The sequence below is a fragment of the Sphingorhabdus sp. genome (genome assembly GCF_040079335.1).
Classification (GTDB): domain Bacteria; phylum Pseudomonadota; class Alphaproteobacteria; order Sphingomonadales; family Sphingomonadaceae; genus Sphingorhabdus_B.
Window position 1 is genome coordinate 44,039 of sequence record NZ_JBEBKL010000007.1, and the last position, 25,918, is coordinate 69,956.

Sequence of the window (25,918 nt, forward strand, 5' to 3'; positions counted from 1 at the left end):
GCGGTATGATGACAGGCTCAAATCCCCTAGGACATGGCCGCATAGCAATGGCCGACTCCGCGGCGATCGCGGACGCGGTGGAACGGCTGCTTGTGGGCGATGTTGTCGCGATTCCGACGGAGACGGTATATGGGCTGGCCGCAGATGCGTCGAATGCCGAAGCGGTGGCCCAAATCTATCGCACCAAGGGTCGGCCCGATTTCAATCCGCTTATTGTGCATGTGCCCGATCATGCTGCGGCCGAACGGCTGGCACAGTTTGACGATCGGGCATCGATGCTCGCCTTCCGCTTCTGGCCGGGTCCCTTGACCTTGGTGTTGCCGTTGCAACCTGATGCACCGGTGGCCAAAGCAGTCACCGCTGGCCTGCCGACTATCGCGCTCCGCTGCCCTGCGCATCCGGTAATGCAGGCGGTGCTCAGGCAGAGCGGATTGTTTCTCGCGGCACCCTCGGCCAATCGCAGCGGCGGCATCAGCCCGACCCGCGCCGAACATGTCGCGCGCAGCTTTGGCGATGCGATGCCGCTCGTGCTCGATGCAGGGCCCTGCGCGGCGGGGCTTGAATCGACCATCGTCGCGGTGCGGGAAAATGGCTGGCAATTGTTGCGCCCCGGCCCAGTTACTGCGGACGAGATTGCGCATCTGCTCGGCGAGCCTCCCTTGCCGGTGACCGAAGCCAAATTCGAGGCGCCCGGGCAACTGGCCAGTCATTATGCGCCATCCAAGCCGGTGCGGCTGAACGTGACTGAAGCGGTATCAGATGAGTGGCATATCGGTTATGGCGGCATAGCCGGGGATGACAATCTGTCGACCGAGGGCGACCTAGCCGAAGCCGCCGCGCACCTCTTCGATGCTCTGCATAAAGCTGATGCGAGTGCCAAAAAGGCCATCGCCATCACCTCCATCCCCGATGAAGGCATCGGCGTTGCCATCAACGACCGACTGCGACGGGCGGCTGCGTGAAGCTGTTCACTTTGTTCTTCGCCACTATCGCACTTTTCGGAGCGGTTGCCGCGACGCGGGACGAGGAACCCAAAGACCCGGTCGTTGTCGCCCATCAGGAGCTGATTGCAAAGGACGTGCGGCTCGCGACGATTGGCTATCATCTTGCAAAGGGCAGTGCGGATTTTTGCCGGAACAAGTGGCGCAACCCCGGTTGGGTATTGCACGATGAACGCCAATATCCCGATCTTGGGCTGGCCCGCCGTGTTTTCACTTTTCGCCAACCGATAAGCATCGCCGCAGTGGTAGAAGGCGGGCCTGCGCAACGCGCGGGACTCGCGCCCGGAGACGGGTTGTTTGGTGCCGATGGCAGCGTGGTCTGGTATGGTCCAGAGCCGAAACGCCACCAGCCCTCGTCAGAGCGGATTGACGGGCTGCGTGACGAGTTTGCGACCCGGCTTTCCGAAGGCAGGCCTATCCCGTTCCAGATTGACACCGAAAAAGGCCGTCGCGATTTTCTGCTCGATTCCCCTGCAATCTGCGCCTCCGATTTCTGGGTCGATGCGCACGCAAAGCGTGATGCAGGCGCCGACGGCGTGCGGGTGCGGGTGACCAGCGGGTTGATCGACTATGTGCTCGACGATGATGAACTGGCGGCGGTTGTCGCGCATGAAATGGCGCACAACCTGCTCGATCACCGGCCGCTTATTGAGGCAACAAAGCGCGGCAAAACCAAAGTCATCAAGGCGACCGAGGCAGAGGCCGACAGGCTGTCAATATGGCTGATGGCCAATGCCGGTTATGATCCCGAAGCGGCGATTACATTCTGGCAACGCTATGGCAAGGCCACCGGCCTCGGTATATTCAGCGCGCCAACCCATTATCGCTGGCAGACACGGGTGGCGATGTTGCGCAAAGAAATTGACCTTATGGCCCAGTCTTCCGCCAATGAAGGCCAGCGCGATCCGCCCTTGCTGGCGGCACATAGGGCAAAGCAATAAATTGCATTGCGAAATGCAATCGACTGTTCCCTTGCGGCTCTGATTCCCCTACCAAGTGCAACCAAGGATATAATGGGAGGGAACGTGTCCGGTCGCGCACATCGCCTTGCTATCACGGCGCTTTTGCTAACGCCGCTGCTTTACGGCTGCGGGGAGAAGGAAGCTGGCAAAGCCGCGCTCAGCGAGGAAGTTTTTCCTGTTCAGGTGATGGCTGTCCAGCCGAGCAATATGCTGCAGACGGTAAGCGCCGTGGGCACGGTTCGCTATCGCCGTGAAACCCCGCTGGGGTTCACCACGCCGGGCAAGGTCGCAACCGTCCGTTTCGAGGAAGGTAATTTCGTGAAGCGTGGGGCTTTACTCGCCGCACTCGACACCACCAGTGTCGGCGCCGACCTGAATGTGGCCGAGGCTGAACGCAGCCGAGCGCAGTCCGAGTTCGAACGCATCAAACAGCTTTATGCTGAAGGCTGGGTGACCAAATCCCGCTTTGAAGCTGCCGAAGCCGCCGCCAAGGCCGCTGGCGCCCGCGTTGCGCAGGCGGGCTTCGCGCGCGGCACAGCTCAGCTTTATGCTCCATCGAGCGGTGTCGTGCTCACCCGCAATGTCCAGCCGGGGCAGGTGATTGCGGCAGGCACGCCTGCGCTCATTCTGGGCGAAGGTGACGACGGTTTCGTCTTCCGCGCCCCTGTCATCGATCGCAGCGCCTCTAAATTGCGCATTGGCATGGCGGCTGAAATCAACCTGCCGGCGCTGGGTTCGGCCCCGGTGACCGCCACAATCAGCGAGATTGACGGTCGCGCCAATCAGGCGACCGGCGCCTTCACCATTCAATTCAGCCTGCCGCCTTCGGCGCAGCTCAAATCGGGCCAGATTGGTACGGCGAGCATCAAGCTGCCTGCGGGCGATGACGGCGCGCTGCAGATTCCGGCGAGCGCGATTTTTGGGATGCGGGCCAATGAAGGGCTGGTTTACATTGTTGATGCCAAGACCGAGCGGGTGGAAACGCGCAACGTGGCCATAGAACGGGTTACCGACGGTTTCGTGATCATTACCGGTGGATTGAAGCAAGGCGATCTGCTGGTGACATCGGGTGCCGAAAAGCTGCGCACTGGTGCCAAGGTGCGCATGACGCGGGCACCCGGCTGATATGCAGCAACCAACGGGTCGGGCGGCACGCGCATGAACGTCACCGAATTTGCCATCCGGCGCTGGCAATTGACGCTGGTGATGTTCAGCCTGTTGATTGCGCTTGGCTATTCGGCCTTCACCTCAATTCCCCGCGCCGTCGATCCGCATTTCCCGCTGCCCGTTGTCGTCATCACCGCCGTCCAACCCGGGGCCGATGCTGAGGAAATGGAGCAAACCGTCGCCAAGCCCATCGAAGAGCTGATGCAGGGGCTGGAAGACGTTAAGGAAATCGTCTCGACCAGCAATGACAGTAGCTCGGTCATTCGGGCTGAATTTGACTGGTCGGGCGATCCAGACCGTTACTTCAATGATACCGTGCGCGAAGTCACCGCAATCCGCAGCCGCCTGCCCGCTGATCTGGCGCGGCTCGATTTCAAGAAAATGCGCACCACCAACGCGTCGGTGCTGCAGATCGCCCTAGTCAGCGAGACTGCGAGCTGGCGGCGGATGGAAAAATATGGCCGTGACATCAGCGAGGCCTTTTCGCGCTATACGGCGGTGCGCGAGTCCGAAGTCCACGGTCTGTCTCAACCCGAAGTAACCGTTGCCATCAAGCCCGAGCGGCTCGCCGAGCTGCGCCTGCCAGCCAGCAGCATCGCCGATGCCCTGAAACTGGGCGGGGCCGATGTATCGAGTGGCGCGGTGGTCAGTGGCATAAGGCGCTTCAATGTTGAAGCAGGCGGGGCGTTCAAATCGCTCGACACTATTCGCAATCTGCCGTTGCGATCGAATGAGGGCACGATCCTGCGCGTCGGCGATGTCGCCGATGTCTTTTGGGGCGCAGAAGAAACCCGCTCGCGCGTCTATCACAATGGCAAGCGCGCGACCTGGATCACCGCCAACCAGAAAGCGGGCACAGACGCCACCAAGCTGCGCAACGCGTTGATGGAGGAGCTGGAAAACCAGAAAAAGGTTCTGCCGCCCGATATCGAGGTGGTGCTGCAATTTGACCAGAGCCGCGACATTGCCAAGCGGCTCGCCGAACTGGCGCGTGATTTCTCGCTCGCCTTGTTCCTTGTGATGTTCACGCTATTACCCTTGGGTTGGCGTGCCGCACTGATCGTGATGGTGTCGATCCCTCTTTCGCTCGCTTCAGGTTTGGTCGCGGTTTATGCCATGGGCTTCAATCTCAGCCAGCTGGTGGTTGCCGGCTTCATCCTCTCGCTGGGCCTGCTCGTCGACGATTCGATCGTGGTGATCGAAAATGTGTCGCGCCATCTGCGCATGGGCAAGGAGCGAATGCAGGCGGCGATTGACGGAACAAAAGAAATCAGCCTTGCGGTGCTAGGATCGACGGGCGTGCTCGTATTCGCTTTCGTTCCGATGCTGTTCTTGCCCGAAGGTGCGGGCAAATTCATTGTGAGCTTCATCTGCACGATTATTTTCACCGTAACAGCGTCGCTTGTGATTTCGCTGACAATCATACCATTTCTCGCCAGTGGTTTGCTCAAACGCGATGGAGATGAACATGGCAATCCGCTGCTCCGCTGGCTTATGGAAAAAATCGATCGCTTTTACCGACCAGTGCTGCACAAAGCCCTCGAAAATCCGAGGCAGACGGTATGGGGCGCTCTTGCGCTGACCATCGGGGCATTTGCGCTGGTGCCCGTTTTGGGCTTCAGCCTGTTTCCGAATGCGGATTCGTCTTATTTCCGCGTCACCGTACAGGCAGAACAAGGGACCAGTCTCGACGAAACCGGCCGGATCGTCCGCAAGGCGTCGGAAATTCTTGCCAAGGAACCCTCGATTCAGGTTCGCGCCGAAAATGTCGGTCGCAAGAACCCCTCGGTATTCTACAACAGCTTTGAAACTGCCGAAACCAGCACAATTGGCGAAGTTCTGGCCGTCATGGATCGCTGGCGCGGCGAGGAAAGCATGGCGATGGTCGAGCGACTGCGAAAAAAATTTGATGCGATCAGTGGCGCGCGGGTCAAGCTGGTGCTGTTCCAGAACGGCGCTCCAATCAATGCGCCCGTCGAATTCCGCGTTGTCGGCCCCGATTTGAAGGTCCTCAAGGAATTGGCGGGTCAAGTGCAGGCGGTATTGCACAAGGTTCCCGGCACGCGCGATGTCGTGAACCCCGTTGCGACCGACCGGCTCGATCTTGATATGCAGATCGACGAAGGCAAGGCGGCCTTGCTCGATGTTCCGGCGGGATCGCCGCGTCGGATTATAAGACTGGCCTTGTCGGGCGAACGTGCCGGTAGCTTCCGTGACAATGAAGGCGATAGCTATCCGGTGACGGTCCGCCTGCCGCTGAACAACACCCAGCCGGTGTCTGCGCTCGATCAGATCTACGTCGCCACGCGCAGTGGAGCGCCGGTGGCGTTGGGAGAGATTACAGATCCGCAACTGGTGGCCGTCGCGCCGCTGATCACACGGCGTAATCTGGAGCGCACGGTTGAAATTACCGCGCAAACGCAGGACGGCGCATTGCCTTCGAAAGTCACGCAGGCGGCGAAAGCAGAGCTCGACAAGCTTAAACTACCGCTTGGCTATGCGATCCGCGTAGGCGGCGAAGCGGAAAAGATCAACGATACTTTCTCCGGCTTTGGCCCGGTTATCCTGATCGCAGTGTTCATCATTTTCGGGATTCTGGTTGCCGAATTTGGCGAGTTCCGAGAGGCGCTGGTGGTCGCGGGCGTCATTCCGCTGGGTACCTTTGGCGGGCTCATTGCACTAGTGGTGACAGGGAATAATTTGTCTTTTCTAGCCGTCATCGGTTTCGTTGCGCTAATAGGGATCGAGATCAAAAATTCGATCCTGCTCGTCGACTTCACTTCGCAGCTGCGCCAACGCGGGCTAGGGCTGCGCGATGCCATCGAGCAGGCGGGGGAAGTGCGTTTCCTACCCGTACTGCTAACTTCGGTGACCGCCATCGGCGGATTGCTCCCGCTCGCTATGTTTGGAGGCAGCCTTTACGGACCATTGGCGATTGTTCTGATCGGTGGACTTATTTCCTCGACCCTCTTGTCGCGCATTGTCACGCCCGCCATGTATCTGCTGGTAGTGCGCGGTCGCGAAGAGAAAAAAGAGGCCGCGCGTTTGGCAAAGGAAGCGACAAGTGGCTGAGGCAATTATTGCGGGCGGATGTTTCTGGTGCACCGAGGCGGTGTTCAAGCAACTGGACGGCGTGAATTCGGTCGAAAGCGGTTATATCGGCGGCAGCGTCGAAAACCCCGATTACAAGTCGGTGTGTAGTGGCACCACAGGCCATGCCGAAGCGATCCGGATCGGCTATGACCCCGACGTGATCGGCTATGCCGACCTGCTCGACATTCATTTTGCGACGCATGATCCGACCCAGCTCAACCGGCAGGGTAATGATATCGGAACGCAGTATCGTTCGGCACTATTCCCGCTCGATGACGAGCAGTGCGCCGAAGCGGAAGCAGCGATTGCCCGGGCCCAAGCCGATTGGCCTGCACCCATCGTCACAACGATCGAAAGTTCGGCGACCTGGTATCCGGCGGAGGATTATCATCAGGACTATTGGGATGGCGAAGGGCAGCGCAATCCCTATTGCCTCGCAGTCATCCCGCCAAAGCTTGCCAAGTTGAAAAAGGGCTTTGCGGAAAAGCTGGTGCCATAGACATTTAACTCTGTTTCGCTATGGTTTAGGCCATGACGCACAAACCCATCCGTAAGGCCGTCTTCCCTGTAGCCGGGCTCGGCACCCGCTTCCTTCCCGCAACCAAGGCGATCCCGAAAGAGATGCTGCCGGTGGTCGATCGCCCGCTAATCCAATATGCGGTCGATGAGGCACGTGAGGCGGGTATCGAGCAGATGATCTTCGTCACTGGTCGCGGCAAGAGCGCGATCGAGGATCATTTCGACATCGCCTATGAGCTTGAGCGGACGATGACCGACCGTGGCAAGGATATTTCGGTGCTTGAGCCGACCCGTTTGGGACCGGGAAATTGCGCCTATGTCCGCCAGCAAGAGCCGATGGGGCTGGGTCACGCAATCTGGTGCGCGCGCGATATAGTGGGCGATGAACCCTTTGCCATTTTCCTGCCCGATGAGTTCATGCACGGCACGCCCGGCTGCATGGCGCAGATGGTGGCAGAATATAACCGCGTTGGTGGCAATTTGTTGAGCGTGCTCGAAGTACCGCATGAACAGGTATCGAGCTATGGCGTTATCGACCCCGGTAACGCGCAAGGCAAGCTGACCGAGGTCAAAGGCTTGGTCGAGAAACCAGCGGTCGAGGCAGCGCCATCTAATCTGATCATTTCAGGTCGCTACATCCTGCAGCCCGAAGTGATGCGTGTGCTCGAACATCAGGGCAAGGGGGCCGGCGATGAAATCCAGTTGACCGATGCGATGGCGCAGATGATCGGCAACCAGCCTTTCCACGCCGTCACTTTCGATGGTGCGCGTTATGACTGCGGATCAAAGACCGGCTATATCGAGGCCAATCTGGCCGTGGCACTCTCCCGGCCCGATATGGCCGACGAGGTCCGCGCTATGGCACGGCGCCTCGTCGGATAGGCAGTTTTAACCAGCAGTCTTGTTGAGTTCCTTATAAACGAAACCGCCGAGCAGTCCGCCAAGGATCGGTGCGACCCAGAACAGCCATAGCTGTTGCAAGGCAAGCCCGCCGACGACCAGCGCCGGGCCGGTGCTGCGTGCCGGGTTGACCGAGGTGTTGGTCACCGGGATCGAGATCAGGTGGATCAGCGCCAGCATGAGGCCGATCGCCAGCGGAGCGAAGCCCGCAGGTGCCTTGGCATCGGTGGCGCCCATGATCACGAACAGGAAGAAAAAGGTCAGCAGCAGCTCGACCAGAAAGCCTGTCATCATCGCATAGCCACCGGGCGATGCTTCACCGACGCCGTTGGCGGCGAGGCCGTTGGTCGCGAGCGAATAGTCGGCTTGGCCTGTCGCAATGACATAGAGCGTGAAGGCAGCGGCAATCGCGCCCAAGGTTTGCGAAATCACATAAAGAGGTATGTCTTTACCATCGATGCGCCCGCCTGCCCAAAGCCCGAAGGTAACCGCCGGGTTTAGGTGGCAGCCCGAAATATGGCCTATGGCAAAGGCCATGGTGACCACGGTCAGCCCGAAGGCCAGCGATACGCCCAAAAGACCGATTCCGACTTCTGGAAAGGCAGCTGAAATCACCGCACTGCCACATCCACCCAGAACCAGCCAGAATGTGCCGATGAACTCGGCAATACCGCGTTGAATATTGCTCATGAAATTCCTCCTCCTGTGCCGCTTGTTGCGCGGCAAAACGAGATTATCACGCTTTGTCCGAATTCAATTGTCAAAGCGTCTATTGTTCAGAGACAGGACAGTATGTGTGCGCTATCCGGCAAGCATACCGGAGAAGATGCATGCGTCCTTACACAATTTTGCCCCTGGCCTTTCTGCTTCCCGGCTGCGTGGCCTCTGTCGTGGGGGACGTGGTGACGGCACCGATAAAGGTCGTCTCGAAAACCGCTGATGTTATGACGACGAGCCAGTCTGAAGCTGATGAAAAACGCGGGCGGGACATGCGGAAAAGGGAAGAGCGGCTGGGCAAGCTGGCGCGCAAACGCGACGAGGCGCGCGAAGATTGCGCCGATGGCGATCGCGAGGCCTGCATCCAATATGAGGCCCTTGAAGCCGAAATCGCGGTCGAGAAAGACCGCGATATCTAGGCTTCCCATCGCTCGATAGACCAACAAAAAGCCCGCCGAAATCGCTTCCGGCGGGCTTTTGTGTTTTGCTTGCGAGGGGGTTTATGCCTCGGTGTCGCCTTCGAAATCCTCAACGGTTTCGGGCGTATGTTCCATCATGCCGATCGGATCGTCGCCGAGAGCGGCTTCGGGGCCCTGCGCCAGTTCGGCCGCATGCTCTTCAGCGGCGGTTTCGGGGGCGATCAGGCTTTCCTGCAGCTTGCGATAGCTGGCGCGGAGCGCCGCATCACGGCTGGTGGCAGCCACGCGGATGCGGTTCATTGCCGAACCGGTACCCGCCGGGATCAGACGACCGACAATAACATTTTCCTTGAGACCGGTGAGAACGTCCTTCTTGCCCTCAACCGCCGCCTGCGTGAGCACGCGGGTGGTCTCCTGGAACGATGCCGCCGAGATGAAGCTGCGGGTTTGCAAGCTTGCCTTGGTGATACCAAGCAGGACGGGGGTGCCTTCGGCGAAGGCCTGGCCCGGTTGCAGCTTGGCGTTGATCGCATCCATTTCTTCGCGGTCGACCTGTTCGCCAGCCAGCAAGGTGGTGTCGCCACCATTGGTGATTTCAACCTTCTGCAGCATCTGGCGAACGATCACCTCGATATGCTTGTCGTTGATCTTCACGCCCTGCAGTCGATAGACTTCCTGGATCTCGGCGACCAGATATTCGGCCAGCGCTTCCACTCCCATGACTTCAAGGATGTCATGCGGGTTCGGCGAACCGGCAATCAGATTGTCGCCCTTACGGACGAAATCGCCTTCCTGCACGTCGAGCACCTTCGACTTCGGAATTAGATATTCGATCCGATCGCCTTCCTCGGGAACAATCGCGATCTTGCGCTTCGCCTTGTAGTCACGGACGAATTCGACGCGGCCCGAAATTTTGGCGATGATCGCATTGTCCTTCGGAATGCGTGCTTCGAACAGTTCGGCAACGCGCGGCAGACCGCCGGTGATGTCGCGGGTCTTGGCCGATTCGCGGGTCACACGAGCGAGAACATCGCCCGCTTCGACCTTTGTACCGTCTTCGACCGACAGCATCGTGCCAACGCTCAGCAAATAGCGCGCAGCTTCGCCGCTATCATCATCGAGAAGGGTCAGGCGGGGACGAAGGTCTTCCTTCTTGCCGCGAACCGCACCGCGATATTCGATTACGACGCGCTGGGCGATGCCAGTCGCATCATCGGTCTGTTCGATCAGGGTCTTGCCGTCGAGCAGATCCTGGAACTTCACGATACCCGGCTTTTCGGTGATCACGGGCATGGTGAACGGATCCCATTCGGCGAGGCGGTCGCCCGCCTTCACCTTGGCACCGTCTTCAAATGCCAGCGTCGCGCCGAAGGGCAGACGGTGCATTTCGAGTTCGCGGCCTTCCTTGTCCGACAGGATCAGTTCTCCGTTACGCGCCATGGCGATACGGCGACCGCGCTTGTCGACCAGGGTCGGCAGATCGCGATAAGTGACAACACCATCGACCGAAGCGTCAAGGTTCGACGTTTCGTTGAGCTGTGCGGCACCACCGATGTGGAAGGTACGCATGGTCAGCTGCGTGCCCGGCTCACCGATCGACTGCGCGGCGATAACGCCAACAGCTTCACCGATATTGACCGGGGTACCGCGGGCCAGATCGCGACCATAGCAGGTTCCGCACACGCCAACCTTCGATTCGCAAACCAGCGGGCTGCGGATCTTGAGGGCTTGCAGGCCGATTTCCTCGATCTGGGTGATCGCGGCTTCATCGAGCAGGCTGCCGGTCGGGATGGCAACCTTGCCATCGGGGCCGACAATGTCTTCGGCGGTGGTACGGCCAAGCACGCGCTCACCGAGCGATGCGATGGTTGAACCACCTTGGACGATGGCACGCATTTCCAGCGCGCGTTCGGTACCGCAGTCGATTTCGACGATGGTGCAATCCTGCGACACGTCGACAAGACGGCGGGTGAGGTAACCCGAGTTTGCCGTCTTGAGCGCGGTGTCAGCGAGACCCTTACGGGCGCCGTGGGTCGAATTGAAATATTCAAGAACGGTCAGACCTTCCTTGAAGTTCGAGATGATCGGGGTTTCGATGATCTCGCCCGACGGCTTGGCCATCAGGCCGCGCATTCCGCCCAGCTGCTTCATCTGCGCTGGCGAACCACGAGCGCCCGAGTGGGCCATCATGTAGATCGAGTTGATCGGCGCTTCACGGCCATTCTCGTCCTTGGGCGTCGCCTTCAGCTTGTCCATCATGGCGTTCGCCACCTGGTCACCGCAACGGCTCCAGGCGTCGATCACCTTGTTGTATTTTTCCTGCTGGGTGATGAGACCGTCCTGATATTGCTGTTCGAAATCAGCCACGATCGCCTTGGTTTCGGCAACCAGACCATCCTTTTCGTGCGGGATAATCATGTCATCCTTGCCGAAGCTGATGCCAGCCTTAAAGGCGTGACGGAAACCGAGGCCCATGATCGCGTCGGCGAAAAGGACGGTGTCCTTCTGGCCGGTGTGACGATAGACTTGGTCGATAACGTCGCCGATTTCCTTCTTGGTGAGCAAGCGGTTGACCACGTCGAAGGGCACGGTGTGCGACTTCGGCAGGCATTCGCCGATCAGCATGCGACCCGGCGTGGTCTGATAACGCACCATGCGCTCGACCTTGTCTTCACCGGTCTGCGGAACGCGGCTGGTGATCTTGGTGTGCAAGGTCACGGCGCCGACTTCGAGCGCCTGGTGGACTTCGGCCATGTCCGACAGGATCATGCCTTCGCCCGGCTCGCCTTCGCGGTCCATCGACAGATAGTAGAGACCGAGAACCATATCCTGCGAAGGAACGATGATCGGCTTGCCGTTGGCGGGCGAGAGGATGTTGTTGGTCGACATCATCAGCACGCGGGCTTCGAGCTGGGCTTCGAGGCTCAACGGAACGTGGACGGCCATCTGATCACCGTCAAAGTCGGCGTTGAAGGCCGAGCAGACCAGCGGGTGCAGCTGGATCGCCTTGCCTTCGATGAGGACGGGTTCGAACGCCTGAATGCCAAGACGGTGCAGCGTCGGCGCGCGGTTCAGCAAAACTGGATGCTCACGGATCACCTCGTCGAGGATGTCCCAGACTTCCTTGCGTTCCTTTTCCACCCACTTCTTCGCCTGCTTCAGGGTCATCGAAAGCCCTTTGGCATCAAGACGCGAATAGATGAACGGCTTGAACAGTTCGAGCGCCATCTTCTTCGGCAGGCCGCACTGATGCAGCTTGAGTTCCGGACCGGTCACGATGACCGAACGACCCGAATAGTCGACGCGCTTGCCGAGCAGGTTCTGACGGAAGCGGCCCTGCTTGCCCTTGAGCATGTCGGACAGCGACTTCAGCGGACGCTTGTTTGCACCGGTGATGGTGCGGCCACGGCGACCATTGTCGAACAATGCGTCAACGGCTTCCTGCAGCATGCGCTTTTCGTTGCGGACGATGATGTCCGGCGCGCGCAGCTCGATCAGGCGCTTCAGGCGGTTGTTACGGTTGATCACGCGGCGATAGAGATCGTTGAGATCCGAGGTCGCGAAACGGCCACCGTCCAAAGGCACCAGCGGGCGCAGTTCGGGCGGGATGACGGGGATGACGTCGAGGATCATCCATTCGGGCTTGTTGCCCGAATCGATGAAGCTTTCGACAACCTTCAGGCGCTTGATGATCTTCTTGGGCTTCAGCTCCGACTTGGTTGTCGCCAGCTCTTCCATCAGATCGACGCGTTCCTGTTCCAGGTCGAGGTCCATCAGCATCTGCTTGACCGCTTCGGCACCGATTCCGGCGGTGAAGGCGTCTTCGCCATATTCGTCCTGCGCGGCGAGCAGTTCGTCTTCGGTCAGAAGCTGGAACTTCTCAAGCGCGGTCAAACCAGGCTCGGTTACGATATAATGCTCGAAATAGAGCACGCGCTCGAGCTGCTTCAACTGCATGTCGAGCAGCAGGCCGATGCGCGACGGCAGCGACTTCAGGAACCAGATATGCGCGACAGGCGCGGCGAGCTCGATATGGCCCATGCGTTCACGGCGCACCTTGGTGACAGTGACTTCGACGCCGCACTTTTCGCAGACGACGCCCTTATATTTCATGCGCTTATACTTACCGCACAGGCACTCATAGTCCTTTACGGGGCCGAAGATGCGCGCACAGAACAGGCCGTCACGCTCGGGCTTGAACGTGCGATAGTTGATCGTTTCCGGCTTCTTGATTTCGCCGAAAGACCAGCTGCGGATTTTCTCCGGCGAGGCGATCCCGATCTGGATCTGGTCGAAGGTTTCCGGCTTGGCGAGCGGATTGCTGAATTTGGTAAGATCGTTCATCTTTGTGTCCTCATGGAGCTGAAGGGCTCCGAAAATTCATCCATAGGGCGGGAAAGGGGCGGCATCGCTGCCGCCCGGCTTTCTTATTCCGCAGCCTCCGGCAGATCGTCTTCTTCGGTGTCGTTGTTCGACTTGAGGTCGACATTGAGACCGAGCGAGCGCATTTCCTTGACGAGAACGTTGAAGCTCTCCGGAATGCCGGCTTCGAAGGTGTCGTCGCCCTTGACGATCGCTTCGTAAACCTTGGTGCGACCGACCACGTCGTCCGACTTCACCGTCAGCATTTCCTGCAGCGTATAGGCTGCGCCATAGGCCTGAAGCGCCCAGACCTCCATTTCCCCGAAGCGCTGGCCACCGAACTGTGCCTTACCGCCCAGCGGCTGCTGGGTTACGAGGCTGTAGGGGCCGATCGAGCGGGCGTGGATCTTGTCGTCGACCAAATGGTGCAGTTTGAGCATATACATATAGCCCACGGTTACTTTGCGGTCGAACTTGTCACCGGTGCGGCCGTCATAGAGGTCGCTCTGGCCCGAAACGTCGAAACCGGCGCGTGCCAGCATGTCGGCAACGTCCTGTTCCTTCGCACCGTCGAACACCGGCGTTCCCATCGGGACGCCTGCGGTCAGATTTTCGGCCAGTTCGATGATGTCGCTATCCGAGCGACCCTTGAGCTCTGCGGTGTAATTAGCACCATAGATATCGACCAGACGGTCACGAATGGCTTCGGGGGGTGCACCAGCCTCTGGGTTCGGATTGGCAGCGCGCCAATCTTCAAGTGCCGTCTGGATCTGTTTGCCAAGACCGCGGGCGGCCCAGCCAAGGTGCGTTTCGAAGATTTGTCCGACGTTCATGCGCGAAGGCACGCCCAGCGGGTTGAGCACGAAATCAACCGGTGTACCGTCGGCGAGGAAGGGCATATCTTCCTGCGGCAGGATGCGGCTGATGATACCCTTGTTACCGTGGCGGCCGGCCATTTTGTCACCCGGCTGCAACTTGCGCTTGATGGCGACAAAGACCTTGACCATCTTGAGCACGCCCGGGGCGAGTTCGTCACCACGTTCGAGCTTTTCCTTGCGGTCCTCGAACTTCTCCTGGATCGCCTTGGCGGTCTCGTCATACTGCGCCTTCACCGCTTCAAGGTCAGACTGGACCTTGTCGTCGGTGACCGCGATTTTCCACCATTCGTGACGCTCGACTTCGGCAAGATTGGCTTCCGAAATCTTTTCGCCCTTCTTGATGCCCTTGGGGCTGGCTGCGGCGGTCTGGCCGATCAGCATATCCTTCAGGCGATTGTAGGTTGCACGGTTGAGGATCGAGCGTTCGTCTTCACGGTCCTTCGCAAGGCGTTCGATTTCCTCGCGCTCGATCGCCATCGCGCGCTCGTCCTTGTCGATGCCGTGGCGGTTGAAGACGCGCACTTCAACGATCGTACCCGAAACACCTGGCGGCAGGCGAAGCGAGGTGTCGCGCACGTCGCTGGCCTTTTCACCGAAGATCGCGCGCAGCAGCTTTTCTTCCGGGGTCATCGGCGATTCACCCTTGGGTGTGATCTTGCCGACGAGGATGTCGCCCGGATGCACTTCTGCACCGATATAGACGATGCCCGCTTCGTCGAGGTTGCGCAGTGCTTCCTCGCCGACATTCGGGATGTCGCGGGTGATGTCTTCGGGCCCAAGCTTGGTGTCGCGGGCCATGACTTCGAATTCCTCGATATGGATCGAGGTGAAGACGTCGTCCTTCACGATACGTTCGCTGATCAGGATCGAGTCTTCGTAGTTATAGCCATTCCACGGCATGAAGGCGACGAGCGCATTCTTGCCGAGCGCCAGTTCGCCCAGTTCGGTCGACGGGCCGTCGGCGATGATGTCGCCTGCCTCGATCGCGTCGCCCACCTTCACCAGAGGCTTCTGGTTGATGCAGGTCGACTGGTTCGAACGCTGGTATTTCTGCAGCGTGTAGATGTCGACGCCCGACTGGCCGGCTTCGACTTCGCCAGTAACACGGACGACGATACGCGTTGCGTCGACCTGGTCGACAATGCCGGTGCGGCGGGCCGAAATCGCAGCGCCCGAATCGCGCGCTACGGTGGCTTCCATGCCGGTGCCGACAAACGGGGCCTCTGCACGCAACAGCGGCACGGCCTGACGTTGCATGTTCGATCCCATCAGCGCGCGGTTGGCGTCGTCATTTTCCAGGAAGGGAATGAGCGATGCCGCAACCGAAACCAGCTGCTTGGGGCTGACGTCCATCAGGGTGATCTGGCCGCGCGGGGCCATCAGGAATTCGCCAGCTTCGCGCGCCGAGATCAGTTCCTCAACAAAGCTGCCGTCGGCGGTCAGCTCTGCGTTCGCCTGCGCGATCGTGTGCTTGGCTTCTTCCATCGCCGACAGATAGACGACCTCTTCGGTCACCTTACCGTCTACAATCTTGCGATAGGGGGTTTCGATGAAGCCATATTTGTTCACGCGGCTGAATGATGCCAGCGAGTTGATCAGACCGATGTTCGGGCCTTCCGGCGTTTCAATCGGGCAGATACGGCCATAGTGGGTCGGGTGAACGTCACGGACTTCGAAGCCCGCACGTTCGCGGGTAAGCCCGCCCGGTCCAAGTGCCGAAACGCGGCGCTTGTGGGTGACTTCCGACAGCGGGTTGGTCTGGTCCATGAACTGCGACAGCTGCGACGAGCCGAAGAATTCGCGCACGGCTGCGACCGCAGGCTTGGCGTTGATCAGGTCGTTCGGCATCACGGTCGATACGTCGACCGAGCTCATGCGTTCCTTGACCGCGCGTTCCATGCGGAGCAGGCCGACGCGATACTGGTTTTCGAGCAATTCGCCCACCGAACGGACGCGGCGGTTGCCGAGATTGTCGATATCGTCGATGTCGCCCTTGCCGTCCTTCAGGTTGACCAATTCCTTGACCACCGCGAGGATGTCTTCGGTGCGCAGCGTGGTCAGCGTGTCTTCGGCATCAAGGCCAAGACGCATGTTGAGCTTCACGCGGCCAACCGCCGACAGGTCGTAACGGTCGGGATCGAAGAACAGACCGGCAAACAGCGCTTCTGCAGTTTCGCGGGTCGGCGGTTCGCCGGGGCGCATGACGCGGTAGATCGCATCGAGGCCCATGTCGCGGTTCTCGGCCTTGTCGGCCTTCAGCGTGTTGCGCATCCAGGCGCCGGTGATGACATGGTCGATATCGAGCAGCTCAAGGCTGTCAATGCCGACCTTGTCGAGCGCTTCGAGATTTTCGGCGGTGATTTCATCGCCAGCCTCGACATAGATGCGGCCGGTCTTGTCGTCGACCAGATCGAGCGCCGAATAGCGGCCGAAGATTTCCTCGGTCGGGATCAGCAATTCGACGAGGCCGTCCTTGACCGCCTTGTTGGCGGCGCGTGGCGTGATTTTCTGGCCGGCGGGGAAGATAACCTCGCCCGACTTGGCATCGACAATGTCAAAGCTCGGCTTCGACGCGCGCCATTGTTCGGCGTTGAACGGAATCTTCCAGCCGCCCTTGGCGCGCGCAAAGGTCACGCGGTCGTAGAAGTGGTTGAGGATTTCTTCGCTGTTGAGGCCAAGCGAATAGAGCAAAGTCGTGACCGGCAGCTTGCGCTTGCGGTCGATACGGACGTTGACGATGTCTTTCGCGTCGAACTCGAAATCGAGCCACGACCCGCGATAGGGGATGACGCGCGCAGCGAAGAGATATTTGCCTGACGAGTGGGTCTTGCCACGGTCATGATCGAACAGCACGCCCGGCGAACGGTGCATCTGCGAGACGATAACGCGCTCGGTGCCGTTGATGAAGAAGGTGCCGTTACCCGTCATCAGGGGCATTTCGCCCATGTAAACGTCCTGCTCCTTGATATCGAGAACCGAACGCGCTTCGGTGTCGGGATCAACTTCAAAGACGATCAGGCGCAGCGTGACCTTCATCTGTGCCGAGTAAGTGATCCCGCGCTGGCGGCACTCCTCGACGTCAAATTTCGGGTCTTCGAGTTCGTAATTGACGAAATCGAGTTCGCAGGTGCCGGCGAAATCGCGGATCGGGAAAACGCTGCGCAGCGTCTTTTCAAGACCCGACACATAGCCGACCGACGGGTCAGAGCGCAGGAACTGTTCATAGCTCTCGCGCTGAACCTCGATCAGGTTCGGCATCTCGATCACTTCGTGAATATTGCCGAAAATCTTGCGAATGCGCTTGGAGCGCGACAGGGCGGTGGATGCGCCCAGCGATGCGGAAACCGCTGCTTTAGCCATGGAGTTGCTCAGCCTCGTCTATATCAAAATATTGAGCGCAACATCCGACAACGAAAAGGCCGCATGGCATCGCCCCCGGATTCGGGATGCAACCAGCAGCCTTAGCGCGTCAGAAAACCTTATCTTTCAATTCGTTGGAGGCAATGCGCGTTTTGCCCCGATCCCGAAAGATAGGGTGGATAGATAGTTCTATAGGAGTAGGAGGGGTTTGGGTCAAGTCCGGCAGGTTGATCGATGTGTTGCCACTTTGCTCAAAATATCGCTGAGTTTCGCGACGCGAACTAATGCCCCTCAAATCCAATCAGCGCCGTCGGCTCCACGCCAATGCCGCGCAGTTTCTCGGCGCCACCAAGCTCTGGCAGGTCGACGATGAACAGCGCCTGTTCGACAACTCCGCCCGCCTGCCGGATCAGATCTATCCCCGCCAAAGCGGTTCCTCCGGTGGCGATCAGGTCGTCGACCAGCACCACTTTCTGCCCGGGCTTCACCTGTCCTGTATGCAGCTCGATCCGGTCAGTGCCATATTCGAGTTGATAGTCGATACCAATCTTCTCGCCGGGCAGCTTGCCGGGCTTGCGCAGCATCAGCTTGCCCAGCCCCAGCGCATAGCTCAATCCTGCCGCAACAATGAACCCACGCGCCTCGATCCCCGCAATCAGCTGCGTATCGGGCGCGACGAGGGCGGCCATCCGGTCAATCGTCTGCCGGAATCCCCGCCCGTCGAGCAATAGGGTCGATACGTCGCGAAACAATATGCCTGGTTTGGGATAGTCCGGTATGGTTCGGATAAGGGCGGAGAGATCGGCATTGTCGGTCATGTCGGCTAAATGCCGTGCGCATTTTGAAAGCGCAAAGGAAAAGGGCGGCCCGCTTGCGCAGACCGCCCCCCATTTCCCCCGTCGGGGAAAACTAAATGCCTTCAGTGAACCGAATTACTTCAGTTCGACAGTGCCGCCAGCAGCAAGGATCTTCGCCTTGATGTCTTCGGCTTCAGCCTTGTTGACGCCTTCCTTGATCGCCTTCGGAGCCGACTCAACAAGAGCCTTGGCTTCGGTCAGGCCGAGCGCGGTGATGGCGCGGACTTCCTTGATGACGGCGATCTTGTTGCCGCCGTCGCCGGTCAGGATCACGTCAAATTCGGTCTGCTCTTCAGCAGCCGGTGCAGCAGCGGCAGCGGGGCCGGCGACAGCAACAGCAGCAGCAGCCGAAACGCCCCACTTTTCTTCCAGAGCCTTGGCAAGGTCAGCAGCTTCGAGAACGGTCAGCTTGCTCAGTTCTTCTACCAGCTTTTCAATATCAGCCATTTCAATAACACTCCAATTTCTATGCAATACTACCCGCGCGATCGCTCGCCGCGCAGGGGATGTGAAAACAAATTACGCGGCTTCTTTCGCCGCATAGGCACCAAAAACCCGGGCCAGCTGTCCTGCGGGCGCAGAGATAACCTGAACGACCTTGGTAGCCGGGGCCTGTACAAGGCCGATCAGCTTGGCGCGCAGTTCATCGAGCGACGGCAGTGAAGCCAGCGCCTTGACACCTTCAACGTCGAGGACGGTCGAGCCCATCGCACCACCGACAATTTCAAGCTTGTCGTTGGTCTTGGCGAATTCGACAGCAACCTTGGCGGCTGCAACCGGATCACCCGATGTGGCAAGCGCAGTCGGTCCGGTCAGCAGATCGCCGAGGGATTCATACTGCGTGTCGTTCAACGCGATTTTGGCAAGGCGGTTCTTGGCGACCTTGTAACCGGCACCGGCGTCACGCATCTTCAGGCGAAGGTCGGTCGACTGTGCGACGGTCAGACCCAGATTACGGGTGACCACGACAACCGCGGCTTCGTTGAAGGTTGCATTCAGCGCAGCAACCGTATCGGTCTTTTCAGAACGGTTCATGCATTACTCCAATCACTGGATCTGCCCGAAGGCAGGCCCAACACGTTATCGTTAGTTTCGGCACCGGCCCGCTCCCCCACCCGACCACCCATGACCATACCCTGTTTGGGCGGTCGGGTGGGCAGATTGCATAAGCGAAGATGCGCGGGCGCATCTGAAATCTCTATCCCCGCCTAGGCTGGAAATTAAGACCGGCAAATTCCGGTCACCAACTGTCTCGGACGGTGACGTGGAGGGCGAACCCTCCGGTCGGCGCTGGCCATTAGCAGCAATGCGCGCAGAGTCAAGCCGCGAGCGTGCCCAGCGCCAGCCCTGCGGCCGCGCAAATCACCAGCGTGCGGATGATTCCCCATTTCAGACCGAACAGCATCAGCATCGCACCAAGCCCGATGCCCAGCGCCTTCACGTCCAGCGTCTCCCATGCGGGCCACCAGATTGAACCGACGCCGATATCGAGCTGGCCGACGCTGCGGAATAGCACATGCAGCGCAAACCAGATAGACAGGTTGGCAATTACGCCGACCACAGCAGCGGTGATGGCGGCGAGGCTGCCCTGCAGCCAGGCGATGCTCCGCATCCGTTCCATCAAAGGCGCAATCGCGAATATCCAGAGGAAGCAAGGGGCGAAGGTGACCCAAGTGGTGAGCAGCGCTGCGAGCATACCTGCCGTCCAGGCATCGAATGGGTCGGGCGCACGAAAGCCTGCGAGGAAACCGACAAATTGGGTGACAAGGATCAGTGGACCGGGCGTGGTTTCGGCAAGACCCAGTCCGTCGGCCATCTCGCCCGCACTCAGCCAGCCAAAGCCCGTCACCGCCTCCTGCGCCATATAAGCGAGCACCGCATAGGCGCCGCCAAAGGTGACGATAGCGAGTTGCGAGAAAAAGGCCCCGACTTTCCAGAGGACGTGTTCCTGCCCAAGTGTCAGCAGGATCAGAATCATAGGCGCTGACCAGATGATGCCCCAGACGAAAATGGTCTTGGTGATATGCGCCAGCCAATGGCTGGTTGGCGCAGTGGTGGACGCAGCAATTGGCTTCAGCGCAAACAGCGCAGGCGCCTTCCACGCCACGACTGCGCCAATCACCGCCGCGGCCAATATCAGCAGCGGGAAGGGGATGTGGAGCGCGAACAGCGCAACGAATGCGACCACGGCCAGCGCACGCTTGGCAGGCGTGGTCAACGCCTTACCTGCGATTCGCAACAGCGCCTGCAGCACAATCGCAAGCACGGCTGCCTTGATGCCGAAGAACAGGCCTTGCAGCCAATCCACCTGCATTGACAGCACATAAAGCGCCGACAGTCCGAGCATCACCAACGCGCCCGGGATAACAAACAGCAGGCCTGCGATCAGCCCGCCCAGCGTGCCGTGCAACCGCCAGCCGATCCATGCAGCCAGCTGCTGTGCCTCGGGACCGGGCAGCAAATGGCACAGGTTCAGCGCCTGCAGATATTCGTCTTCGGAAACCCATTGCTTCTGCTCGACCACTTCGTCGTGCATCAGTGCGATCTGGCCTGCGGGCCCGCCAAAGCTGATCAGGCCGATCTTGCCGAACAGCCGCGTCAATTCGCTCAGGCTAGGCGTGGGCAGCATCCTGCGCCATGAGCGAGTTTGCCTGCTGCATAGCCTGCTTTTCAGCTTCGGCCTTGGCGCGCGTGGTGATCACGCTTTCGGCCTTGTCAGCCATATCGTTCCAGGTGTCGCGCGCCACCAGATGGCGTTCGCGGACATTGGCGAGGGTTGCCTGCTCGGCATCGCGCGCGGCCTGGGCGGCGCGTTCGCGGTAGAATTCAACGGTAGCCATTTTGAACGGCTCCTTTCAGGTTCAGCGGCGCATGTTGCGCGGGCCGGGGCCGACGCCGGGGGTGCGCTCGCGGAAAATGATGCGCCCTTTGGAGAGGTCATAGGGCGTCATCTCGACATGGACGCGGTCGCCCACGACGGAGCGGATGCGGAATTTCCGCATCTTCCCTGCCGTGTAAGCGATTATCCGGTGCTCGTTTTCCAGCACGACGCCAAAGCGGCCATCGGGCAGGATTTCATCGATCACACCTTCGAGCGTCAAAAGCTCTTCTTTGGCCAAACTTAGTCAGCCGCCGAAAGGTTGATCGCGGCTTTCTTGCCGTCACGGCCAGCTTCAACTTCATAGTTGAGGCGCTGGTCCTTATCGAGCGAAGACATGCCGGCTGCCATTACGGCCGTGATGTGGACAAAGCTGTCATCGCCACCGCCATCGGGTGCAATAAAGCCATAGCCTTTTTCGGTGTTGAAGAATTTTACGGTGCCTGTCGGCATAAGGTCGTTCCTTTCACGAAACTAAAGTCCGCGCGGCAAAAGCGCCGCTCGGGGAAGCCAGGGTCGTGTGAGAAAAGACGTTGCGCGTGCCAGACCTGTCCTGTGGACTTGGCCCGATTTGCACCTCAAATTTCCGTCGCGTTCGACGATAGCAGGCTGTGTATAACATATGCCGTCCAATAAGGCAAACAGCCTTGCGGCGTGGCGCTCTCTACTCCATAAGTAGAGAATGCTGTCGCAAAAAACCCGCTACACGATCCGCGCGCTCATGCATCTGGCGGATAAATATCAGCAAGGGCTGGTGCCGCTGACGGATATTGCCGAGGCGCAGAATATTCCGGCCAAATTCCTGACGGTGATTCTTTCCGAAATGAGCCGCGCGGGATTGGTCGTGTCGCAGCGCGGGCGCGACGGCGGCTATGAACTGGCGCTGCCGCCGGTTGACATCAGCTATGGCGACATCATCCGCATCAGCCGCGGCTCGCTCGCGCTCGTCCCCTGCGCCAGCCGCTTTGCGCATGAGAAATGCAAAAATTGTTTGGAGGAAAGCGACTGCCGGATGCGCGCGCTGATGCTCAAGGTGCGCGATGAAACCGCGGCGGTGCTCGACCGGATCAGCCTTGCCGACCCGATCGATATGGGTGTGATGACGGACTGATCTGCCGCTTTCGATTCAACCGACAAAACTTTCTTTTGGTCGACAAGTAGCAAAAATTGAATTGTCAACTTAAACGGTTGACTATAGCCAGAAGCTGTTCAGATCAGGAGGACAGCTATGGCCAACGCCAATGAAGACCGTGAAACAGAAAGCCGAAAAGGCGACGCTCAGCCTGCCTTACAATCGGTGCTTGATGCGCTGGGCAGGCTGAAATTCGGTGCGATCCAGTTGACCGTGCACGAGGGAAAACTCGTTCAGGTCGACGTCACCGAACGCCAGCGTTTTTCAAATTGAACCCCTAACACTGAACTCTTCCGGCCCAATGGGCCCAACTTGCAGACCGGACGACCGGATGCATTTCCTTTTCCAAACTCATCCCATGACAGGACTGGAACATGCACCGATCTCTCCCAACGGCGACCGCCGTTATCGCGCTTTCTATCGCGACTTTTTTTCCCACCACTGCCTATGCTGAAACTGCAGGCGACGAATCAGTCGCCGACGCTGAACAGCGCACATCGGTTGGCACCGGCGACACAGACGAGAGCACCGACATTGTCGTAACCGCCCGGCGCCGCAGCGAATCCGCACAGGACGTGCCCATTGCCGTTTCCGTCGTCGGTGGAGACCATATTGACAATACCGGCAGCTTTAACGTTGGGCGTCTGCAGCAATTGACCCCGACGCTGCAATTTTACTCTTCCAACCCCCGCAACACAGCGGTGAATATCCGTGGTATCGGAGTTCCCTTCGGTCTCACCAATGACGGTATCGAGCAAGGCGTCGGCATCTATGTCGACGATGTCTATTATTCGCGTGTAGCCTCGGCGACCTTCGACTTTCTTGACGTCGCGCAGATCGAGGTATTGCGCGGGCCGCAAGGCACACTTTATGGCAAGAATACTACCGCAGGTGCCATCAACATCAGCACCAATCAGCCGACCTTTGATTTTGAAGGCAAGGCCGAGATTAGCGTCGGTAATCTCGATTTCAAGCAGGCTAAAGCCGCCATTTCCGGCCCACTATCGGACAAGCTTGCCTTCCGCCTTGCGCTTTCTTCGACCAGCCGGCGCGGGACGATTTACAACGTCACCGCCAACAAATGGATTCAATCGCAGGACAATCTGGGTTTGCGAGGCCAGCTACTCTGGCAACCAGCGGAAAGTGTCGAGATCACGCTATCGGGTGATTACAGCCAACAAGATGCCGAATGCTGCGGCACCGTTTTCGTGCGCACCGGGGCGACTCAACGTCCGCTCAACCGGCAATATGCGGCACTGGCAGCGGCGCAAGGGTATCGGGTTGTCAGCACCAATCCCTTCGACCGCTTGACCGACATCGATGCCTCATTGAATGCGGGCAACAAAATTGGCGGCGCTGCAGTCCGGGTCAAATGGGATGTCGGCCCCGGGACGCTAACCTCCGTCACCGCATGGCGTTTCTGGGACTGGAAGCCCGAAAACGACCGCGATTTCACCGGCCTGCCAATTGTCACCCGATCACAAAACCCCTCGCAGCAGGATCAGTTCACGCAGGAGTTCCGCTATAATTACACAGCGGACCGGTTCGACTTCGTGCTCGGGGCCTTCGGTTACTATCAGCGCATCGACACGCAGGGTACCGAACAGCACGGCCCTGCCTCCAGCCGCTGGAACATCAACCCGTCGAACGCGATTGCCAGCAACCCGGCAGTGCTCAACGGACTGACCGCGCTCAACACACAATATCTGAAGAACACCAGCCTCGCTTTGTTCGGCCAGTTGAGCTGGAAAGTCAGCGATACCGTCTCAATTCAGCCGGGTGTTCGCCTGAACTATGACAAGAAAGACGGCTTCTACCAGCGCCGCGTCTTTGCGGGCGATGGCACGCCGGTTGTATTCGGCCCAACCGACGCGATTACGACAGCCCGGCTGGCCATCTTTGCGCCGCAGGAAATCGCACCCAAATTCAGCGACTGGAATTTCAGTTATGACCTGACGGCAAGCTATAAGCCTGCGGACGATGTGTTGCTCTATGCGACCTTTGCAAAGAGTTTCAAATCGGGAGGCATCAACCAGAATGGTCTGCCTGCTGACGCGGCGGGTAATCCATTGGCGGCGGCAGCGACGGTGAAGCCCGAATCGGTCAACCATATTGAAGCCGGTTTGAAGGCAGAGTTCCTCGATCGGTCGGCAATCTTCAACCTGTCGATCTTCCGGACCAAAATCGGCGACTATCAGGCCAATGTGAACAACGGCCAGTTAGGTGTGTTACGCGGCTATCTGGCCAATGCCGATAAAGTCCGCTCACAGGGCATCGAATGGGATTTCTCGATACGCCCGAGCGAGCGTTTCAACGCCTATGTCAACGGCGCCTATACCGATGCGACCTATCGCAGGTTTGTCGATGCACCGTGCCCGCCAGAGCTTTCGGGAGGCACCACAGCAACAACCGCCCAGACCCCAAGTGCGCCCGGCACCCCGGGCGGCGTGAGCCCTGCAAATTGCGATATTTCAGGACAGCGCCTTCCGGGGGTTTCGAAATGGTCTTTCTCTTTCGGAGCAGAAGCCAATGCACCCGCCAAACTGTTCGGCGAAGAAGGTCAGGTCTATCTGGGCTATGATGGCAGCTATCGTTCGCGCTTTTCATCCAACCCTTCACCTTCGGACTATACATGGATCGACGGCTATGCGCTTTCGAACCTGCGCGCAGGATTCCGTAGCGATAACGGCATCAACCTTTTCCTTTGGGCGCGCAATCTTTTTGATGTCAACTATTTCGAGCAACTTACGGTAGCCAGCGGCAATACGGGACTCATCGTCGGACTTCCCGGCGACCCGCAGACATATGGCCTAACTCTATCCGCTCGATTCTGATGCAACTGCCAGCAAAGAGGACAACCTCATGTTAGAATTACTGAACCAGATCGATTGGACTGCGATAGCACCCTTTATCGCGATCGGCTTTGCCGCGCAGTTGGTCGACGGCGCGTTGGGCATGGCCTTTGGCGTGATCTGTTCGACCCTGTTGGTCAGCGTGATGGGGGTGCCGCCGGCACGCGCCTCGGCGGGCGTGCATCTGGTGGAAATGTTCACCACCGCAGCCTCGGGCATCAGCCATGTGTTGCACAAAAATGTCGATTGGAAACTGTTCGCCAAAATCGCATTGCCCGGTGTGATTGGCGGGGTGCTGGGCGCCTATTTCCTGTCGAACATTGACGGCTCGGTCGCAAAACCGATGGTCATGCTTTATCTGACCTGCGTCGGTTTTTACCTGCTGTATAAGGCGCTGACCTATCCCACCGTTCCGAAGGTGAAGGACCCCAAGGTCGCGATTCCGCTGGGCTTGTTTGGCGGCTTTCTTGATGCCTCGGGCGGCGGTGGCTGGGGACCAGTGGTAACCTCAAACCTGCTGATCCAAGGGAGCGACCCGCGAAAGACCATCGGCACAGTCAACACTGCCGAATTTTTCCTGACGCTGGCGGTGTCGATCACCTTCATTGCGAACCTGGGGTTGGAGGCCTTTACCATCGTTACCGGCGGGCTGATCGTGGGCGGTTTGCTGGCGGCGCCCTTTGGCGGTTATATCGCCAAGCGCATTCCGGCGAAGAATTTGCTGCTGATGGTGGGTGTGGTGCTGATCGCGACCAGTTTGTTTAGCCTGTATAAGGCGATTGCTTAGCTTTCTCCCCTCCCCTTCAGGGGAGGGGTCGGGG

At 59.1% G+C, this 25,918-nt stretch carries 21 protein-coding genes; 11 read left to right on the plus strand and 10 right to left on the minus strand.

Annotated features, from left to right (window positions below):
• The first annotated feature begins 47 nt into the window (after positions 1 to 47).
• The 6 genes from ABL922_RS03895 to galU all read left to right on the plus strand — a co-directional run bounded on the left by ABL922_RS03895 (position 48) and on the right by galU (position 7,624).
• Positions 48 to 962, plus strand: coding sequence for an L-threonylcarbamoyladenylate synthase (locus ABL922_RS03895; RefSeq protein ID WP_349022889.1), 915 nt, complete (start codon positions 48 to 50; stop codon positions 960 to 962).
• Complete coding sequence (locus tag ABL922_RS03900) at positions 959 to 1,942, plus strand: M48 family metalloprotease (protein ID WP_349022890.1); 984 nt, start codon at positions 959 to 961, stop codon at positions 1,940 to 1,942. Before ABL922_RS03895 ends, ABL922_RS03900 begins: the two co-directional genes overlap by 4 nt.
• 84 nt (positions 1,943 to 2,026) lie before the next feature.
• Positions 2,027 to 3,088 carry an efflux RND transporter periplasmic adaptor subunit gene (locus tag ABL922_RS03905; protein ID WP_349022891.1) on the plus strand — a complete coding sequence of 354 codons (1,062 nt, stop codon included), beginning with the start codon at positions 2,027 to 2,029 and terminating at the stop codon, positions 3,086 to 3,088.
• Between the two features lie 33 nt (positions 3,089 to 3,121).
• Positions 3,122 to 6,202, plus strand: a complete 3,081-nt coding sequence (locus ABL922_RS03910) for an efflux RND transporter permease subunit (RefSeq protein ID WP_349022892.1) — start codon at positions 3,122 to 3,124, stop codon at positions 6,200 to 6,202.
• Positions 6,195 to 6,722, plus strand: a complete 528-nt coding sequence (msrA, locus tag ABL922_RS03915; RefSeq protein WP_349022893.1) for a peptide-methionine (S)-S-oxide reductase MsrA — start codon at positions 6,195 to 6,197, stop codon at positions 6,720 to 6,722. Before ABL922_RS03910 ends, msrA begins: the two co-directional genes overlap by 8 nt.
• Before the next feature lie 32 nt (positions 6,723 to 6,754).
• A complete protein-coding gene (galU, locus tag ABL922_RS03920) occupies positions 6,755 to 7,624 on the plus strand; it encodes a UTP--glucose-1-phosphate uridylyltransferase GalU (protein WP_349022894.1) in 870 nt (289 codons plus the stop codon).
• 6 nt (positions 7,625 to 7,630) lie between these two features.
• Here galU and aqpZ read toward each other — a convergent pair whose 3' ends face one another.
• Positions 7,631 to 8,332, minus strand: coding sequence for an aquaporin Z (gene aqpZ, locus ABL922_RS03925; RefSeq protein WP_349022895.1), 702 nt, complete (start codon positions 8,330 to 8,332; stop codon positions 7,631 to 7,633).
• Between the two features lie 140 nt (positions 8,333 to 8,472).
• Here aqpZ and ABL922_RS03930 point away from each other — a divergent pair, with 140 nt between their 5' ends.
• A complete protein-coding gene (locus ABL922_RS03930) occupies positions 8,473 to 8,778 on the plus strand; it encodes a hypothetical protein (RefSeq protein WP_349022896.1) in 306 nt (101 codons plus the stop codon).
• An 81-nt stretch (positions 8,779 to 8,859) separates the two neighbouring features.
• On the opposite strand, the gene rpoC is transcribed toward ABL922_RS03930, so the two are convergent.
• The 9 genes from rpoC to ABL922_RS03975 form a co-directional block, all read right to left on the minus strand.
• Complete coding sequence (rpoC, locus tag ABL922_RS03935) at positions 8,860 to 13,122, minus strand: DNA-directed RNA polymerase subunit beta' (RefSeq protein ID WP_349022897.1); 4,263 nt, start codon at positions 13,120 to 13,122, stop codon at positions 8,860 to 8,862.
• 83 nt (positions 13,123 to 13,205) lie between these two features.
• Positions 13,206 to 17,378, minus strand: coding sequence for a DNA-directed RNA polymerase subunit beta (gene rpoB / locus ABL922_RS03940; protein WP_349022898.1), 4,173 nt, complete (start codon positions 17,376 to 17,378; stop codon positions 13,206 to 13,208).
• A 281-nt stretch (positions 17,379 to 17,659) separates the two neighbouring features.
• Positions 17,660 to 18,196, minus strand: a complete 537-nt coding sequence (locus tag ABL922_RS03945) for an adenine phosphoribosyltransferase (protein WP_349022899.1) — start codon at positions 18,194 to 18,196, stop codon at positions 17,660 to 17,662.
• 114 nt (positions 18,197 to 18,310) lie between these two features.
• Positions 18,311 to 18,682: a 50S ribosomal protein L7/L12 gene (rplL, locus tag ABL922_RS03950; protein ID WP_349022900.1), complete on the minus strand. Its 372-nt coding sequence runs from the start codon at positions 18,680 to 18,682 to the stop codon at positions 18,311 to 18,313.
• 72 nt (positions 18,683 to 18,754) lie between these two features.
• Positions 18,755 to 19,270: a 50S ribosomal protein L10 gene (gene rplJ / locus ABL922_RS03955; protein WP_349022901.1), complete on the minus strand. Its 516-nt coding sequence runs from the start codon at positions 19,268 to 19,270 to the stop codon at positions 18,755 to 18,757.
• Positions 19,271 to 19,553: 283 nt separating this feature from the next.
• Positions 19,554 to 20,864 carry a chromate efflux transporter gene (gene chrA / locus ABL922_RS03960; RefSeq protein ID WP_349022902.1) on the minus strand — a complete coding sequence of 437 codons (1,311 nt, stop codon included), beginning with the start codon at positions 20,862 to 20,864 and terminating at the stop codon, positions 19,554 to 19,556.
• Positions 20,848 to 21,075 carry a hypothetical protein gene (locus ABL922_RS03965; protein ID WP_349022903.1) on the minus strand — a complete coding sequence of 76 codons (228 nt, stop codon included), beginning with the start codon at positions 21,073 to 21,075 and terminating at the stop codon, positions 20,848 to 20,850. Before ABL922_RS03965 ends, chrA begins: the two co-directional genes overlap by 17 nt.
• 21 nt (positions 21,076 to 21,096) lie before the next feature.
• Entirely contained in the window at positions 21,097 to 21,354 is a 258-nt protein-coding gene (infA, locus tag ABL922_RS03970) for a translation initiation factor IF-1 (protein ID WP_298601182.1), read from the minus strand.
• Positions 21,355 to 21,356: 2 nt separating this feature from the next.
• Complete coding sequence (locus ABL922_RS03975; RefSeq protein ID WP_349022904.1) at positions 21,357 to 21,566, minus strand: cold-shock protein; 210 nt, start codon at positions 21,564 to 21,566, stop codon at positions 21,357 to 21,359.
• 229 nt (positions 21,567 to 21,795) lie between these two features.
• Here ABL922_RS03975 and ABL922_RS03980 point away from each other — a divergent pair, with 229 nt between their 5' ends.
• From ABL922_RS03980 to ABL922_RS03995, 4 genes are all read left to right on the plus strand, one after another.
• Positions 21,796 to 22,224, plus strand: a complete 429-nt coding sequence (locus ABL922_RS03980; RefSeq protein ID WP_349022905.1) for an Rrf2 family transcriptional regulator — start codon at positions 21,796 to 21,798, stop codon at positions 22,222 to 22,224.
• Between the two features lie 117 nt (positions 22,225 to 22,341).
• Positions 22,342 to 22,518: a YezD family protein gene (locus ABL922_RS03985; protein ID WP_349022906.1), complete on the plus strand. Its 177-nt coding sequence runs from the start codon at positions 22,342 to 22,344 to the stop codon at positions 22,516 to 22,518.
• Between the two features lie 101 nt (positions 22,519 to 22,619).
• On the plus strand, positions 22,620 to 25,079 hold the full coding sequence (locus tag ABL922_RS03990) for a TonB-dependent receptor (protein WP_349022907.1): 2,460 nt from the start codon (positions 22,620 to 22,622) through the stop codon (positions 25,077 to 25,079).
• Between the two features lie 28 nt (positions 25,080 to 25,107).
• Positions 25,108 to 25,884, plus strand: coding sequence for a sulfite exporter TauE/SafE family protein (locus ABL922_RS03995; RefSeq protein ID WP_349022908.1), 777 nt, complete (start codon positions 25,108 to 25,110; stop codon positions 25,882 to 25,884).
• Positions 25,885 to 25,918 lie beyond the last annotated feature (34 nt).

Excerpts from the sequence above, each read along its gene's own strand:
- rplJ (WP_349022901.1), bottom strand. The coding sequence starts at position 19,270 with ATGAACCGTTCTGAAAAGACCGATACGGTTGCTGCGCTGAATGCAACC.
- rpoC (WP_349022897.1), bottom strand. The coding sequence starts at position 13,122 with ATGAACGATCTTACCAAATTCAGCAATCCGCTCGCCAAGCCGGAAACC.
- ABL922_RS03930 (WP_349022896.1), top strand. The coding sequence starts at position 8,473 with ATGCGTCCTTACACAATTTTGCCCCTGGCCTTTCTGCTTCCCGGCTGC.
- ABL922_RS03990 (WP_349022907.1), top strand. The coding sequence starts at position 22,620 with ATGCACCGATCTCTCCCAACGGCGACCGCCGTTATCGCGCTTTCTATC.
- ABL922_RS03895 (WP_349022889.1), top strand. The coding sequence starts at position 48 with ATGGCCGACTCCGCGGCGATCGCGGACGCGGTGGAACGGCTGCTTGTG.
- ABL922_RS03975 (WP_349022904.1), bottom strand. The coding sequence starts at position 21,566 with ATGCCGACAGGCACCGTAAAATTCTTCAACACCGAAAAAGGCTATGGC.
- galU (WP_349022894.1), top strand. The coding sequence starts at position 6,755 with ATGACGCACAAACCCATCCGTAAGGCCGTCTTCCCTGTAGCCGGGCTC.
- ABL922_RS03985 (WP_349022906.1), top strand. The coding sequence starts at position 22,342 with ATGGCCAACGCCAATGAAGACCGTGAAACAGAAAGCCGAAAAGGCGAC.
- ABL922_RS03995 (WP_349022908.1), top strand. The coding sequence starts at position 25,108 with ATGTTAGAATTACTGAACCAGATCGATTGGACTGCGATAGCACCCTTT.
- ABL922_RS03910 (WP_349022892.1), top strand. The coding sequence starts at position 3,122 with ATGAACGTCACCGAATTTGCCATCCGGCGCTGGCAATTGACGCTGGTG.
- chrA (WP_349022902.1), bottom strand. The coding sequence starts at position 20,864 with ATGCTGCCCACGCCTAGCCTGAGCGAATTGACGCGGCTGTTCGGCAAG.
- ABL922_RS03945 (WP_349022899.1), bottom strand. The coding sequence starts at position 18,196 with ATGACCGACAATGCCGATCTCTCCGCCCTTATCCGAACCATACCGGAC.
- ABL922_RS03980 (WP_349022905.1), top strand. The coding sequence starts at position 21,796 with ATGCTGTCGCAAAAAACCCGCTACACGATCCGCGCGCTCATGCATCTG.
- rpoB (WP_349022898.1), bottom strand. The coding sequence starts at position 17,378 with ATGGCTAAAGCAGCGGTTTCCGCATCGCTGGGCGCATCCACCGCCCTG.
- ABL922_RS03965 (WP_349022903.1), bottom strand. The coding sequence starts at position 21,075 with ATGGCTACCGTTGAATTCTACCGCGAACGCGCCGCCCAGGCCGCGCGC.
- aqpZ (WP_349022895.1), bottom strand. The coding sequence starts at position 8,332 with ATGAGCAATATTCAACGCGGTATTGCCGAGTTCATCGGCACATTCTGG.
- rplL (WP_349022900.1), bottom strand. The coding sequence starts at position 18,682 with ATGGCTGATATTGAAAAGCTGGTAGAAGAACTGAGCAAGCTGACCGTT.